The 14,241-nt window shown below is 41.8% G+C and carries 13 protein-coding genes and 1 pseudogene; 11 read left to right on the top strand and 3 right to left on the bottom strand.

What is annotated here, in order from left to right:
- Window positions 1-98 precede the first annotated feature (98 nt).
- The 5 genes and pseudogenes from NML69_RS01320 (at window position 99) to NML69_RS01300 (ending at window position 4,803) form a co-directional block, all read left to right on the top strand.
- The gene (locus NML69_RS01320; RefSeq protein ID WP_219628364.1) at window positions 99-668 is read left to right on the top strand and encodes a TetR/AcrR family transcriptional regulator; all 570 of its coding nucleotides are present in this window, start codon (window positions 99-101) and stop codon (window positions 666-668) included.
- Window positions 669-753: 85 nt separating this feature from the next.
- A complete protein-coding gene (locus NML69_RS01315; RefSeq protein ID WP_254725076.1) occupies window positions 754-1,530 on the top strand; it encodes a ferredoxin reductase in 777 nt (258 codons plus the stop codon).
- Window positions 1,531-1,641: 111 nt separating this feature from the next.
- Window positions 1,642-2,715 (top strand): DUF2974 domain-containing protein, encoded by a 1,074-nt coding sequence (locus NML69_RS01310; protein WP_254725075.1) that lies wholly within the window; start codon window positions 1,642-1,644, stop codon window positions 2,713-2,715.
- A 163-nt stretch (window positions 2,716-2,878) separates the two neighbouring features.
- A pseudogene (locus NML69_RS01305) lies at window positions 2,879-4,072 on the top strand (oxidoreductase).
- Between the two features lie 101 nt (window positions 4,073-4,173).
- The gene (locus tag NML69_RS01300; protein WP_007517726.1) at window positions 4,174-4,803 is read left to right on the top strand and encodes an MBL fold metallo-hydrolase; all 630 of its coding nucleotides are present in this window, start codon (window positions 4,174-4,176) and stop codon (window positions 4,801-4,803) included.
- A 38-nt stretch (window positions 4,804-4,841) separates the two neighbouring features.
- On the opposite strand, the gene NML69_RS01295 is transcribed toward NML69_RS01300, so the two are convergent.
- The gene (locus NML69_RS01295; RefSeq protein ID WP_254725074.1) at window positions 4,842-6,734 is read right to left on the bottom strand and encodes a M13 family metallopeptidase; all 1,893 of its coding nucleotides are present in this window, start codon (window positions 6,732-6,734) and stop codon (window positions 4,842-4,844) included.
- A gap of 179 nt (window positions 6,735-6,913) precedes the next feature.
- On the opposite strand from NML69_RS01295, the gene NML69_RS01290 reads away from it, so the two are divergent.
- The 6 genes from NML69_RS01290 (at window position 6,914) to NML69_RS01265 (ending at window position 11,307) form a co-directional block, all read left to right on the top strand.
- The gene (locus NML69_RS01290) at window positions 6,914-7,636 is read left to right on the top strand and encodes a metal ABC transporter ATP-binding protein (RefSeq protein WP_000619169.1); all 723 of its coding nucleotides are present in this window, start codon (window positions 6,914-6,916) and stop codon (window positions 7,634-7,636) included.
- On the top strand, window positions 7,633-8,481 hold the full coding sequence (locus NML69_RS01285) for a metal ABC transporter permease (RefSeq protein ID WP_198459983.1): 849 nt from the start codon (window positions 7,633-7,635) through the stop codon (window positions 8,479-8,481). The genes NML69_RS01290 and NML69_RS01285 overlap by 4 nt, the downstream gene beginning before the upstream one ends.
- Before the next feature lie 26 nt (window positions 8,482-8,507).
- Window positions 8,508-9,437: a metal ABC transporter substrate-binding protein gene (locus tag NML69_RS01280; RefSeq protein ID WP_254725073.1), complete on the top strand. Its 930-nt coding sequence runs from the start codon at window positions 8,508-8,510 to the stop codon at window positions 9,435-9,437.
- A 121-nt stretch (window positions 9,438-9,558) separates the two neighbouring features.
- The gene (tpx, locus tag NML69_RS01275) at window positions 9,559-10,053 is read left to right on the top strand and encodes a thiol peroxidase (RefSeq protein ID WP_000206539.1); all 495 of its coding nucleotides are present in this window, start codon (window positions 9,559-9,561) and stop codon (window positions 10,051-10,053) included.
- Between the two features lie 82 nt (window positions 10,054-10,135).
- Window positions 10,136-10,786: a metal-dependent transcriptional regulator gene (locus tag NML69_RS01270; RefSeq protein ID WP_254725072.1), complete on the top strand. Its 651-nt coding sequence runs from the start codon at window positions 10,136-10,138 to the stop codon at window positions 10,784-10,786.
- A gap of 107 nt (window positions 10,787-10,893) precedes the next feature.
- Window positions 10,894-11,307 carry a hypothetical protein gene (locus NML69_RS01265; RefSeq protein WP_254725071.1) on the top strand — a complete coding sequence of 138 codons (414 nt, stop codon included), beginning with the start codon at window positions 10,894-10,896 and terminating at the stop codon, window positions 11,305-11,307.
- A gap of 31 nt (window positions 11,308-11,338) precedes the next feature.
- Here NML69_RS01265 and dtd read toward each other — a convergent pair whose 3' ends face one another.
- Window positions 11,339-11,782: a D-aminoacyl-tRNA deacylase gene (gene dtd, locus NML69_RS01260; protein WP_254725070.1), complete on the bottom strand. Its 444-nt coding sequence runs from the start codon at window positions 11,780-11,782 to the stop codon at window positions 11,339-11,341.
- A 29-nt stretch (window positions 11,783-11,811) separates the two neighbouring features.
- On the bottom strand, window positions 11,812-14,028 hold the full coding sequence (locus NML69_RS01255; protein ID WP_001123776.1) for a bifunctional (p)ppGpp synthetase/guanosine-3',5'-bis(diphosphate) 3'-pyrophosphohydrolase: 2,217 nt from the start codon (window positions 14,026-14,028) through the stop codon (window positions 11,812-11,814).
- Between the last annotated feature and the right edge of the window lie 213 nt (window positions 14,029-14,241).

Below are 14,241 nucleotides of genomic sequence, written 5' to 3'. Positions count from 1 at the left end.
TTTAATAGATCTAGCCTTCTCATTGACAAGCTAGCCATGATTTGTTAGAATATGAATGAACAAATAAATTTATTCATTCATAAAGCGAAGGAGGTTAAATCCTATTGGACAAAAAACAAGCTTTAAAGACAGCGGCTTATGACGTTTTTTCGAAAAAGGGTTACAAGGCAACAGGAATTTCAGAAATTGCTAGGCAAGCTGGTGTTGCAGTTGGTTCTTTTTATAACTATTACGAGAGTAAAGAAGCCATTTTTCTAGACATCTATATAGATGAAAACAACCGTGTTCGCCAAGCTATGATCGAAGAACTGGATTGGGAAATTGACATGATCGACCTCATTGGTCAACTATTTGCTCAGTCCAGAACTCTCGTTTCTTCCAATAAAATCCTTGCAGAATGGTACAATCCTGCCATCGCAGATGAGTTGCACAGCTACTATTCCTCGGAAGAAGGCAAAGTCGCAAATCCTTTTCATCAGTTTCTAGTTAAAACTTTTACAAATCGTATGCAGACTGAAGGGTACTCGCCAGAAAAGATTCAAGATATTTTACAGGTTTATAATCTGTTTTACTATATGGATATGCATATCACAGAAAAAGATTTTCCAGATATTGGCAAAACTGTTGAAATACTTGCAACCAACTTCATTAAAGGAGTTCTAAAATAAAGAATGGATTTCTTTATTTTTTGAAAAGATATGAATGAATTATTTTATAGTTCATTCATAAAATTAAGAACAGGAGTCATAAAAAATGAAAAGAGGTAAAAAAATGTTTATTATCATTCTATCAACACTTGGAGCGCTATGTATTATAACTTGGGGTGCCATCGCTTATCTTGGACGAAGCCAGACATTATCGATAAAATCCATCGAAAACCCTAGCGGAGATCTATATTTAATTCATATCACAAAACCGAGTCATCAAATCTGGAAAGCTGGGGCTTATGCTAAGTTTACACTCCCTGATACTTCGTCTACTGCTAAAAAATATGAAGCTACGGGAGAGCAAACCAGTCGATGGCTAACCATTGCCTCCACACCTGATGAAGATGAAATTCTCATTTTGACTCATAATAGTGGAAGCAACTTTAAGAACACCTTGACACATTTACCGGCTGGCAGTGAGATTGAGATGAGTTGGTTGGATTCCTCTTTGACTGTTAAAGATACGAATAAGCCACTAGTTTGCTTTGCATCTGATGTCGGCATTTCTGCTCTACGCCCCCTTATCAAAGAATGGGCTGGTAAATGTCCGATTATTCTCAACCATTTTGACAAAGGAGTTACTATTTTCGATAATGAGATGAAAGAACTGGCTCAAAAAACACCGAATTTTACTTATAAAACTAGCGAGGAACTTTCTCAAAGTCAAGAATTTTTAAAACATGCTATTGATGAATACGGCAATCAAGCCAACTATCTCATCACAGGTCAGCCTGATGATGTAAATGAGATGAAGAATTTTTTAAAGGAAAATGGGATTGATAGCAAAAACATACAAGTAAGCTCGTTTAGAGGTTTGAAATAGGAGCAATCTATCTTCTATGTATTTCAATCAAACCCTACTAGGTCATTCTAACAAGCCCACTAGCTAATTCTAGGTAAATGTGGTAGGATAAACATAGAGAAAGGAGCTTTTATGGCCAATATTTTTGACTACTTAAATGATGTAGCATACGATTCCTTTTATGACCTCCCCGTGAACGAGTTAGATGTTCTTGCCTTGACTGAATTAACCTACCTTGCTTTTGATGATGTAGTCACCCAAGAACCAAAGCGTCTCATAGATCTTGCACCTCAAATCCCTAGAGACACGACGATGTTGACCAATAAAAATCGCCTCCAGTTGTTGGATCAGCTCGCTCAACACAAACGCTTTAAAAATTGCAAGCTCTCAGACTTTATCAACGATATCGATCCTGAATTGCAAAAACAGTTTGCAGCCATGACTTATCGTATCAGTCTCGACACCTATTTGCTTGTTTTTCGCGGAACGGATGACAGTATCATTGGTTGGAAAGAAGATTTCCATATGACCTATATGAAGGAAATCCCTGCTCAAAAACATGCCCTCCAGTATTTAGAGAACTTTTTTGCCCAACATCCTAACCAAAAGGTTATCCTAGCAGGACACTCAAAAGGAGGCAATCTAGCTGTCTATGCTGCCAGTCAACTTTATCCAAACTTGCAGAAAAACATTGTCGCTGTCTATACTTTTGATGCCCCTGGGCTTCACAAGGAACTAACCGAAACACCAGGCTATCAAAACATGATGGAAAGAACGAAAGTGTTTATCCCGCAAGGGTCTATCATCGGAATGATGCTGGAAATTCCAGATAAAAAGATCATCGTTCGAAGCACCGCCTTAGGTGGCCTTACTCAGCACGACACCTTTAGTTGGCAGGTTGAAGATAAACACTTTGTCCAACTGGACGAGACCAATAGTGACAGCCAGCAAGTCGATACTACCTTCAAGGAATGGGTTGAGACGGTCCCTGATACGGAACTGCAGCTCTACTTCGACCTCTTTTTTGGAATCATTCTCGATGCAGGCATCTCTTCTGTCAACGACCTTTCTTCCTTCAAGGTCATTGAACACATTCACCATCTCTTTGTCCAAGCTCAATCCCTCACTCCCGAAGAAAGAGAAACCATGGGACGCTTAACCCAACTCTTGATTGATACTCGTTACCAAGCTTGGAAAAATCGTTAAGATAAGAAAGTCAATGAACCACCCGATTCGTTGGCTTTTTTAGAAAAAAGGGTCAAAAAAGTTAGCCTAAATCACAAACCTTGACGACAGATTCATTTTTTGTTAAAATGTAACAAACCTTATTACATCTAATATAAGATAAATCCATGAAAGGACTTCTACTATGAAATCATTAAAAGGTATTTTATTTATCGGACTTAGTATGCTTCTGACGATCCTAGCTTGGCTCAGTTCAGGTGCTAGTCAGTTTCTAATCCCTGGTTTAGCTCTCACTACCCTCTCACTTACTTTTATACTAGCTAGCCGTTTACCCTTGCTTGAGGCTTGGTTCAACGGACTTGAAAAGATGTATCTAGCTCATAAATTCACGGCTTTTCTATCCATTCTCCTACTAACCCTACACAACTTTAGCATGGGCGGTCTCTGGGGTTCGCATTTGGCCGCACAGTTTGGAAATATCGCTATCTATATCTTTGTCAGTATCATTCTGGTTGCCTATCTGGGACAGTACATCCAGTATGAAGCTTGGAGATGGATTCATCGATTGGTTTATCTAGCCTATATCTTTGGCCTTTTTCATGTTTTGATGATCATGGGAAATCGCCTCCTCTCCTTTAGTTTCCTAGGTCTTATCTTTGGAATCTATGCTATTTTAGGCTTGCTTGCAGGTTTTTATATTATTTTCCTTTATCAAAAGGTCGGTTTCACCTATCTTGGAAAAATCGTAGGAATCAAACGCCTCAACCACGATACGACTGAAATTGAAATAGAACTTAGCCATCCTTTCACCTACGAATATGGACAATTTGCCTTTCTAAAAATTTTCCAAAAAGGTTTTGAGACTGCTCCACACCCTTTCTCCATCTCTGGAGGACAAGGACAAACTCTTTATTTTACGATTAAAAACTCTGGTGACCACACTAAGAATATCTATGACAATCTTCAAGTTGGTAGCAAGGTTGCGCTTGATCGCGCCTATGGACATATGACTATGGAACACGGTCCAAAACAGCAAATCTGGATCGCAGGTGGAATTGGAATGACACCTTTCATCTCTTATATCCGGGAGCATCCTATCCTAGACAGGAACGTCCGCTTCTACTATAGTTTCCGTGGAGAGGAAAATGCTGTCTACCTAGATCTACTTCGTGACTACGCCCGTCAAAATGCTAACTTTGACCTGCAGCTGGTCGATAGCAATGAAAAAGGATACCTGACTTTGGATCAAGAAGAAATCCCTGACCAGACTACAGTCTATATGTGTTGACCTCTTCCTATGATGAAGGCCCTTGCCAAGCAAATCAAGAAAAAGAATCCCAAAGCAAAACTCATTTACGAAGGTTTCAAGTTTAAATAAGATCATTGTCCCTCTAACACAAAAGAGGGACTTTCTTTTCACTTTATTTCCCTCTTCTATGCTATACTTAGTTTAGTACATTCTTTGAGATTGGAGCTAGTATGAAAATCCATAAAACCGTGAATCCCGTTGCCTATGAAAACACTTATTATCTAGAAGGGGACCAACACCTGATTGTGGTTGACCCAGGTAGCCATTGGGAAGCTATTCGCAAGACTATTGAGAAAATCAACAAACCCGTCTGCGCGATTCTCCTGACCCACACCCACTACGACCACATTATGAGTCTGGACTTGGTCAGAGATACTTTTGGAAATCCCCCTGTTTATGTAGCAGAGAGTGAAGCTTCTTGGCTTTATACACCTGTAGATAATCTCTCTGGTCTCCCTCGTCACGATGATATGGCAGATGTGGTCGCAAAACCTGCAGAGCACACCTTTGTCTTTCATGAGGAATACCAGCTTGAGGAATTTCGTTTTACCGTTCTACCGACCCCAGGGCACTCTATTGGCGGTGTTTCCCTGGTCTTTCCTGATGCTCATCTAGTCTTGACGGGAGATGCTCTATTCCGAGAAACCATCGGACGGACAGACCTTCCTACAGGTAGCACGGAACAACTCCTCCATAGCATTCAGACGCAACTCTTCACACTTCCTAACTACGATGTCTATCCTGGGCATGGTCCAGCTACGACTATCGCTCACGAAAAGACTTTTAATCCCTTTTTCTAGCAAGCAAAAAACCAAGGATAACATCCTTGGTTTTTGTCTTACCAAATAATCACACGATCCTCTGGTGAACGCCACATACCGTCGCCTTCTTTGACATCGTATGTTGTAAAGAAGTCATCGAAGTTTGGTACTTGCACGTTGACACGGAGTTTGGCAGGCGCGTGCACATCGACACTGGCCATAAGTTTCATCAACTCAGGACGGCCTTTCATGCGCCAGATACGAGCAAAGTTGTGGAAGAATTCTTCAGCAGAGAAGTCTGGTTCTCTCTTAGCAGCTTCAAGGGCTGCAGCAATTCCTCCTAGGTCGGCAACATTTTCTGATACAGTTAGTTTCCCGTTAATCGTTGCGCCGTAAGATTCTTGGCCATCAAACTGGTCGATAACTTTCTGCGTTTTTTCTTTAAAGGCAGCATAGTCACTCTCTGTCCACCAATCCTTGAGACTACCATTTTCATCAAAGGAAGCACCATTTGTGTCAAAGGCATGAGAAATTTCATGGGCAATAACTGCACCAATCCCACCGTAGTTGGCCGAAGACGACTGATGCAAGTCATAGAATGGAGCCTGTAAAATAGCCGCTGGGAAGACAATCAAGTTCTTCTGAGGATTGTAGTAGGCATTAACCATGTGAGCTGGCATGCCCCACTCCTTGTAGTCAACCGGTTGGTTCCACTTGCTCCAGCTGTGTTTGATTTCTACACGCGCAAAGGCTAGGGCATTCTCAAAGAGACTGGCAGTTTCGTCCACTACTTTGTCCTTGTAGCGTTCTGGCAATTCCTCTGGATAACCGATATAAGGCTTGATGACATTGAGTTTGACAATGGCCTTGTCACGTGTTTCAGGCGTAAGCCAGTCATTCTTAGCCAAGCGTTCCTTATAAACGTCAATCATGGTCGCTACTTTTTTCTCTACGTCAGCCTTAGCTTCTGGGGAGAATTTTTCATGCGCATACCAGAGACCAAGAGCTTGCTTGAAAGGTCCTTGGGCCAAGTGATAAGCTGCCTTGACCTTGTCCTGAGCTTCTGGCACACCTGAAAGGGCACGACCATAAGCACCTGACAAGACACGAATCTCATCTGTCAGATAGCTGGTTGAAAGATTGACCACACCCAAAATCAAGGTTGCTTTGAGTAGAGGCCACGCTTCTTCACTATAGAATTGCTCTGCTGCTTGCCAGAAACGTTCTTCGTCTACGATAACCTTATCTGGAGTTTGTCCAAGAACTGTTTGGAAGAAATCATCCAGAGGTAGGGCAGGAGCGAATTTCTTGAAATCTTCATAAGCGTATGGATGGTAGAGTTTGGCATACTCTGAACTTTCTTCGTTAGAAAGCACCACAGCCGCAATGCGACGGTCCAATTCCAATCGTTTCTCTAGTAAGTCTGCGATTTCCTCATCTGAAAAATCATAGGCTTTGAGAAGATTCGTAGTACTTTCCTTCCAAAGAGTCAAGAGCTCCTCACGCTGAGGATGGTCTTCAGCATAGTAGGTTGTATCTGGCAAGATTGTTCCTGGTGCACTAGCCCAGAGAACATTGGTTCTGGCATCCATAAAGTCTGGTGATACACCAAATGGAAGGAAGTTTGACTTCCCTGCTAGTTCAAACTCTGCCAGTTTGCTGGTGAAATCTGCGAAACTCTTCAAGTCTTGGTATTCCTTGAGTAGAGGAAGGACGGGCTTGATCCCATCTGCTTCTCTCTTGTCAAAATCACGTACCATACGATGGTACTTAACAAAGTTTGCGAGGATGGCATCCTCTGGGACTTCTTCACCTGCCAACCACTTGTCCGTAGTTGCTAGCATTAACTCTTCAATTTCCTCGTCAAGGTCAATAAAACCACCTGTTCGAGATTTGTCAGCTGGAATGACAGCTGTTTTTTCCCATTCGCCATTGATTGCATCATAAAAATCGTCTTGATAACGTGTCATCTTGTTCTCGCTTTCATTTTTTCACTTATTCTTAGCTTAGCAAAAAACACTTGGGAATGCAATTAAAAATGGTTTCTCTTTTTTCTTCATTTTTCAGTTATTATTTTAAATTTTTCAAAAATTAACTTGACTTAATTTTTTTTTTAATGTATATTAAAAGACAGGAGGAATACAACTGTATGATACGTATCGAAAACCTCAGTGTCTCCTACAAAGAAACGTTGGCACTAAAGGATATTTCACTAGTGCTCCAAGGACCAACTATTACCGGAATTATTGGTCCAAACGGTGCTGGAAAATCAACTTTATTAAAAAGTATGTTGGGAATTATCCCGCATGAAGGTCAGGCCTTTCTCGATGACAAAGAATTTAAGAAATCTTTACATCGAGTGGCCTATGTCGAGCAAAAAATCCATATCGACTACAATTTCCCTATCAAGGTCAAAGAATGCGTCTCACTGGGACTCTATCCATCTATCCCACTCTTTCACACCTTAAAGGCCAGCCACTGGAAAAAAGTGGCAGATGCACTTGAAATCGTTGGGCTCTCAGACTATGCTGATCGCCAAATCAGCCAGCTCTCAGGCGGACAATTTCAACGTGTGTTGATTGCTCGCTGCTTAGTGCAGGAAGCTGACTACATCTTTCTAGATGAGCCATTTGTCGGGATTGATTCGGTTAGTGAAGAGATTATCATGAACACGCTGAGAGACCTTAAAAAAGCTGGTAAAACAGTTCTCATCGTCCATCATGACCTCAGCAAAGTCCCCCATTATTTCGACCAAGTTTTGCTTCTCAATCGAGAATTAATAGACCTTGGTCCGACTAAAGAAACCTTTACCGAAGCCAATCTTAAGAAGGCCTACGGTAGCAAACTCTTTTTCAATGGAGGTGACCTATGATAGCAGAATTTATCGATGGATTGCAACATTTCCATTTCCTACAAAACGCCTTGATAACAGCTATAGTCATCGGAGTGGTTGCTGGAGCTGTGGGATGTTTTATCATCCTACGTGGGATGTCTCTCATGGGAGATGCCATCTCTCACGCAGTTTTGCCCGGCGTAGCCCTTTCCTTTATCTTGGGAATTGATTTCTTTATTGGAGCCATTATCTTTGGCTTGATGGCCTCCATCATCATTACCTATATCAAGGGAAACTCTATCATCAAGAGTGACACTGCCATTGGTATTACCTTTTCATCTTTCTTAGCCCTAGGTGTCATCTTGATTAGTGTTGCCAAGAGTTCGACAGACCTCTTCCATATCCTTTTCGGGAATATCCTCGCTGTCCAAGACATGGACATGTGGATTACCATTGGTGTGGGGGCAATCATTCTCTTGATTATCGGGATTTTCTTTAAACAACTATTGATTACATCCTTTGACGAGCTCCTGGCTAAAGCCATGGGAATGCCTGTCAATTTCTACCACTATCTGCTCATGGTGCTCTTGACCCTTGTGTCTGTCACCGCCATGCAAAGTGTTGGAACCATTCTTATCGTGGCCATGCTGATCACCCCAGCTGCGACGGCTTATCTTTACGCTAATAGCCTAAAGAGCATGATTTTCCTTTCATCAAGTCTAGGGGCTCTGGCTTCTGTTGTGGGACTCCTTATCGGCTATAGCTTCAATCTCGCAGCAGGATCCAGCATCGTGCTCACATCTGCTAGTTTCTTTCTCATTAGCTTCTTTATCGCTCCAAAACAACGATATTTGAAACTGAAAAATAAAAAAATCAATAAATAAGGGGAGACCCTTTCTGGAGGAATCTAATGAAAAAATTAGGTACATTGCTTGTACTCTTTCTTTCCGTCATTGCACTGGTAGCATGTGCTAGCGGAAAAAAAGATGCTACTTCTGGTCAAAAACTAAAAGTTGTTGCTACAAACTCAATCATCGCTGATATTACCAAAAATATCGCTGGTGACAAGATTGATCTTCACAGTATCGTTCCTGTTGGTCAAGACCCACACGAATACGAACCACTTCCTGAAGACGTTAAGAAAACTTCTCAAGCTGACTTGATTTTCTATAACGGTATCAACCTTGAAACAGGTGGCAATGCTTGGTTTACCAAATTGGTCGAAAATGCCAAGAAAACTGAAAACAAAGACTACTTTGCAGTCAGCGAAGGCGTTGATGTTATCTACCTTGAAGGCCAAAACGAGAAGGGCAAAGAAGACCCACACGCTTGGCTCAACCTTGAAAATGGGATGATTTATGCTAAAAATATCGCTAAACAGCTGATCGCTAAGGACCCAAGCAACAAGGAATTCTACAAAAAAAATCTCAAAGACTATACTGAAAAACTAGACAAACTGGACAAGGAAGCCAAAGAGAAATTTAACAATATACCTGCTGAGAAGAAACTCATCGTAACCAGCGAAGGATGCTTCAAATACTTCTCTAAAGCCTACGGTGTCCCAAGTGCCTACATCTGGGAAATCAACACGGAAGAAGAAGGAACACCTGACCAAATCAAGACCTTGGTTGAAAAACTTCGCCAAACAAAAGTTCCATCCCTCTTTGTTGAATCAAGTGTCGATGACCGTCCAATGAAGACTGTTTCACAAGACACAAATATCCCAATTTACGCACAAATCTTTACTGACTCAATCGCTGAAGAAGGTAAAGAAGGTGACAGCTACTACAACATGATGAAATACAACCTTGACAAGATTGCTGAAGGTTTGTCTAAGTAAGCCATTAAAAACGTCGTTCTCACATGAACGGTCGTTTTTTTCTCTTTTAATTTCCAGTCAAATCATTGGAAAAATCTGACAATTCTCGGTAAAATAAAAGAAAAAAGAATGGAGTAGTTTCATGACCACTTTTCTCGGAAATCCTGTAACCTTTACAGGTAAACAACTGCAAGTCGGAGACAAGGCACTTGACTTTTCTCTCACTACAACAGATCTCTCTAAAAAAACGCTAGCTGACTTTGATGGAAAGAAAAAAGTCTTGAGTGTTGTCCCTTCTATCGATACCGGTATCTGCTCAACGCAAACACGTCGATTCAACCAAGAACTAGCCAACCTCGACAATACCGTCGTTCTTACTGTTTCTATGGACCTACCATTTGCCCAAGGACGCTGGTGTGGGGCTGAAGGTCTTGACAATGCCATCATGCTCTCAGACTACTTCGACCATTCTTTCGGGCGCGATTATGCCCTCTTGATCAACGAATGGCATCTCCTTGCACGTGCTGTCTTTGTTCTCGACACTGATAATGTCATCCGTTACGTAGAATACGTTGATAACATCAACACGGAACCAGACTTTGAAGCTGCTATTGCTGCAGTGAAAGAACTGGACTAAAATCAAAGCCATTAGGGCAGAGGCTAGAGAAATCTAGCTTTTTTTGATATACTAGATGGAGAGAAAAGACAAGAGGAAACGAATGACGCCAAATAAAGAAGACTACCTAAAATGTATTTATGAAATCGGTACGGAAATGCAAAAAATCACCAATAAGGAAATTGCTGCCCGTATGCAGGTCTCTCCACCTGCTGTAACAGAGATGATCAAACGCATGAAAAGTGAAAATCTCATCCTCAAGGACAAGGAGAATGGCTATCTATTGACAGATATTGGGCTCAAACTAGTCTCCGAGCTCTATCGCAAACACCGATTGATTGAAGTCTTTCTAGTTCACCATCTCGACTATACCAGTGACCAGATCCACGAGGAAGCTGAGGTCCTAGAGCACACTGTATCTGACCACTTCGTAGAGAGACTGGATAAACTGCTTGGCTTCCCTAAAACCTGCCCCCACGGAGGAACCATCCCAGCCAAGGGGGAGCTATTGGTTGAAATCAACAACTTACCACTGGCAGACGTCCAAGAAGCTGGAACCTATCTCCTGACTCGCGTTCATGATAGTTTTGAACTACTCAAATATCTAGAAAAGCATGAAATCCATATCGGTGACCAAGTCAAAGTCAAGCAGTTTGATAATTTTTCCAATACCTTTACACTGGTCAACAAAGGTGAAGACTTCCAAGTTAGCATCGATATCGCCAAACAACTCTATGTCGAAAAAATCAACTAAGCCCTTATTCCTGAAAGAAGTTCCTTTCAGGGATTTTTTGTCATTTGGCTTGTAAGTCCTATTTATTTAGTGTAGAATGAAGCTAGATAAAAGAGGGAGGTCTTCCTATGAAAAAGCTCTTTAGAATCCATTTTGCAGCCATTGTAGTCAGCGATTTGCTACTGTTGGTAACTTTCAGACCCCGATACGAACTTTCTTTGGAGAGAGGCCTGATTTTTTGCTTCATTTTCATCCTTGCTCAAGGACTACTGCTGTCTCGCTTGGTCTTCCAACTCAAAAAACAGTTCTCTGAGATTTATTCTCAAATCAATAAAAAGATTCGTTTCTACTATTTAGGAGTGCTCATCAGCGATTTTCTATTATTTGTCTTTTTATCCATCACTGGCCCTCAATATTTCTACTCTCTTACTCCAGTCTTTACTTCCTGTCATTCTACTTTATATTATATAACGGCTAGCCACCTAAGAGAAAACTATCCCGACTTTTACAACAAACACATCGCCTTCTGGGAGTGTCTATAAACAAAAACCAAGCCAACTGGGCTTGGTTTTCTTATCTATTTTTAGTATCAAGAATGATGGTGACTGGTCCATCATTTACCAGCTCCACCTGCATATCCGCTCCAAAGATGCCTGTCTGAACGGGCACTTCTTGCGCTAGCATTTGATTGAGAGCATCATAGAATTCTGATGCCATATCCGGCTTGGCTGCACCTGTAAAAGCTGGACGATTGCCTTTCTTGGTATCCGCAAAGAGGGTAAACTGGGAAATAGAAAGGATTTCCCCCTTGATATCCTTGACAGACAGATTCATCTTGCCTTCTGCATCAGAAAAAATCCGCATGTTGACAAGCTTTCTCACAGCATAGTCCAGATCTTCCTCTTGGTCCTCTGGCCCAACACCGACCAGTAATAAGAGTCCCTGATTAATTTTTCCATGAACCTGACCTTCGATACTGACTTGAGCTTTTTTAACCCGTTGGATAATGATTTTCATAATAGCCTTTCTAGTAACTGAAGGGAGAATTAGCCGTTGGTCCGTTTGACAGAGTAGACCTCTGGCACACTCTTAATCTTGTCCACGACTGTGGTCAGTGTAGAGAGGTTGGAAATACCAAATGAGACATGGATATTAGCAAATTTCATATCCTTGGTTGGTTGAGCATTAACGGTTGAGATATTCTTAGTTGTGTTGGAGAGAACTTGTAAAACATCGTTCAAAAGCCCTGTACGGTTGAGGCCGTAGATATCGATGTGAGCAGTGTATTCCTTGCTTGAGAATTGATCTTCCCATTCCACATCAAGGAGACGTTGCTCATAGTTTTCTTGGGCGCGCAGGTTCATACAGTCCACACGGTGAATAGCTACACCGCGTCCCTTAGTAATGTAGCCGACAATGTCGTCACCCGGAACTGGATTGCAACACTTAGCAATCCGAACTAGGAGACCTGAAGCACCTTCAATGACCACACCACCCTCATGCTTGACCTTGAGAGTTTCTTTGTTCTCGACCTTAACTTCGCCACCTTTGACAAGCTCTTCTGCCTCCGCTTTGGCCTTGGCACGCTCTTCCTCACGACGTTCCTTTTCTGTCAAACGGTTAAAGACGGTAATAGCGCCAATTTCTCCAAAACCAATGGCTGCATAGAGGGCTTCCTCTGTCTTGTAGCTGGTCTTTTGAAGAACCTCGTCCATGTGACGCTTGTCCATGAATTTATTGGCTACATAGCCGTTTTCTTGGAATTGGGCCATCAACATTTCACGGCCCTTGTTAACGGATAATTCCTTGTCTTGATTTTTAAAGAACTGACGAATCTTGTTGCGCGCCTTACTGGTCTTGACCATGTTGAGCCAATCACGACTCGGACCAAAGGAGTTGGGATTGGTGATAATTTCAACCTGATCCCCTGTCTTGAGCTTGGTTGTCAGCGGAACCATACGGCCATTGACCTTGGCACCAGTCGCTTTTTCACCGACTTTGGTATGGATTTCATAGGCAAAGTCAATCGGTCCTGAATCTTTTGGAAGGGAGCGAACCGCACCATCTGGAGTAAAGACGTAAATCTCCTCCGCCAGATAGTTTTCTTTAACAGAGTCCACAAATTCCTTGGCATCATCAGCCTGGTCTTGGAGCTCCATCATCTCCTTGATCCAGTTCATCCCAATAGCAGATTCCTTGCTGTTGACCTGCCCTTTAATGCCTTTCTTATAAGCCCAGTGAGCCGCAACCCCGTACTCAGCCACCTCGTGCATTTCTTTAGTACGAATCTGAAATTCAATCGGTCCTTTTGGCCCATAAACAGTCGTATGAATAGACTGGTAACCGTTAGCCTTGCGATTGGCGATATAGTCTTTGAAGCGGCCTGGCATTGGTTTCCAAAGCTCATGCACATAACCTAGCATAGCATAGACATCACTCTGGGTATCTAAGATACAGCGAATGGCAATCAGGTCATAAATTTCCTCAAAGCGTTTCTTCTTATCCTGCATCTTGCGGTAAATCGAATAGATATGCTTAGGACGACCATAGATTTTTCCTTTGAGATTGCGTTCGGTAGCATACTCTTCCAACTTGGTTACGACTTCATCGACCAAAGCCTCACGTTCTCTGCGTTTTTCCTTCATCATGTGAGTGATTTTGTAAAACTCAGTTGGATTGAGGTAACGGAAAGATAGATCTTCCAACTCCCACTTGACACTGGAAATCCCTAGACGATGAGCAAGTGGTGCGTAAATTTCCATGGTTTCTCTGGAAATCCGTTCTTGCTTGTCCTTTCGCAGGTGTTTGAGAGTCCGCATATTGTGCAAACGGTCCGATAATTTAACCAAGATAACACGGATATCCTCTGACATGGCCATAAGCATCTTGCGGTGATTTTCTGCCAATTGTTCCTCGAGTGATTTGTACTCAACCTTACCAAGCTTGGTCACCCCATCAACGATAATCCGAACATCATGACCGAACTCCCGCTCCAGATCATCCAGTGTCGCATCTGTATCCTCAACCACGTCATGCAAAAAACCACAGGCAACGGTTACGGCATCCAGCTTGAGTTTAGCCAGAATGCCTGCTACCTGAATGGGATGGATAATATAGGGCTCACCTGATTTCCGAAACTGCCCACTATGACAATCAACTGCGTAAATCAATGCTTTTTGTACAAAAGCAACATCTTCCTTTGTTAAATATTCTTTCGTTAAAGCGACTACCTGATCGCCCGTCAAATTCACTTCTTTCGGCATCTATACTCTCCAATTCTTCCTACCATTTTATCACTTTTTTAAGGATATGAAAACTAGAAAAGCTCTGCAGTTCTATAATTTACTCCATTCCTTACAAGGATCTCAAAAAGAACAATAAACTTTAAACTGTTTTATTATTTCTATTTACTTTTATAATTAATGAGTGGATTTTATAAACAAACTAGCTATTTCTTATCATTTTAAACAAATTTT

Origin of the sequence: Streptococcus sp. CF8-6 (assembly GCF_024295845.1) — a bacterium.
GTDB classification, from domain to species: Bacteria; Bacillota; Bacilli; order Lactobacillales; family Streptococcaceae; genus Streptococcus; species Streptococcus oralis_BO.
This window is presented reverse-complemented; position numbering and strand designations above follow the sequence as displayed.

Bases quoted from the DNA above. Each gene is read 5' to 3' on its own strand.
- NML69_RS01270 (WP_254725072.1), top strand. From the start codon at position 10,136: ATGACGCCAAATAAAGAAGACTACCTAAAATGTATTTATGAAATCGGT.
- NML69_RS01315 (WP_254725076.1), top strand. From the start codon at position 754: ATGAAAAGAGGTAAAAAAATGTTTATTATCATTCTATCAACACTTGGA.
- NML69_RS01255 (WP_001123776.1), bottom strand. From the start codon at position 14,028: ATGCCGAAAGAAGTGAATTTGACGGGCGATCAGGTAGTCGCTTTAACG.
- dtd (WP_254725070.1), bottom strand. From the start codon at position 11,782: ATGAAAATCATTATCCAACGGGTTAAAAAAGCTCAAGTCAGTATCGAA.
- NML69_RS01295 (WP_254725074.1), bottom strand. From the start codon at position 6,734: ATGACACGTTATCAAGACGATTTTTATGATGCAATCAATGGCGAATGG.
- tpx (WP_000206539.1), top strand. From the start codon at position 9,559: ATGACCACTTTTCTCGGAAATCCTGTAACCTTTACAGGTAAACAACTG.
- NML69_RS01265 (WP_254725071.1), top strand. From the start codon at position 10,894: ATGAAAAAGCTCTTTAGAATCCATTTTGCAGCCATTGTAGTCAGCGAT.
- NML69_RS01285 (WP_198459983.1), top strand. From the start codon at position 7,633: ATGATAGCAGAATTTATCGATGGATTGCAACATTTCCATTTCCTACAA.
- NML69_RS01280 (WP_254725073.1), top strand. From the start codon at position 8,508: ATGAAAAAATTAGGTACATTGCTTGTACTCTTTCTTTCCGTCATTGCA.
- NML69_RS01290 (WP_000619169.1), top strand. From the start codon at position 6,914: ATGATACGTATCGAAAACCTCAGTGTCTCCTACAAAGAAACGTTGGCA.
- NML69_RS01310 (WP_254725075.1), top strand. From the start codon at position 1,642: ATGGCCAATATTTTTGACTACTTAAATGATGTAGCATACGATTCCTTT.
- NML69_RS01300 (WP_007517726.1), top strand. From the start codon at position 4,174: ATGAAAATCCATAAAACCGTGAATCCCGTTGCCTATGAAAACACTTAT.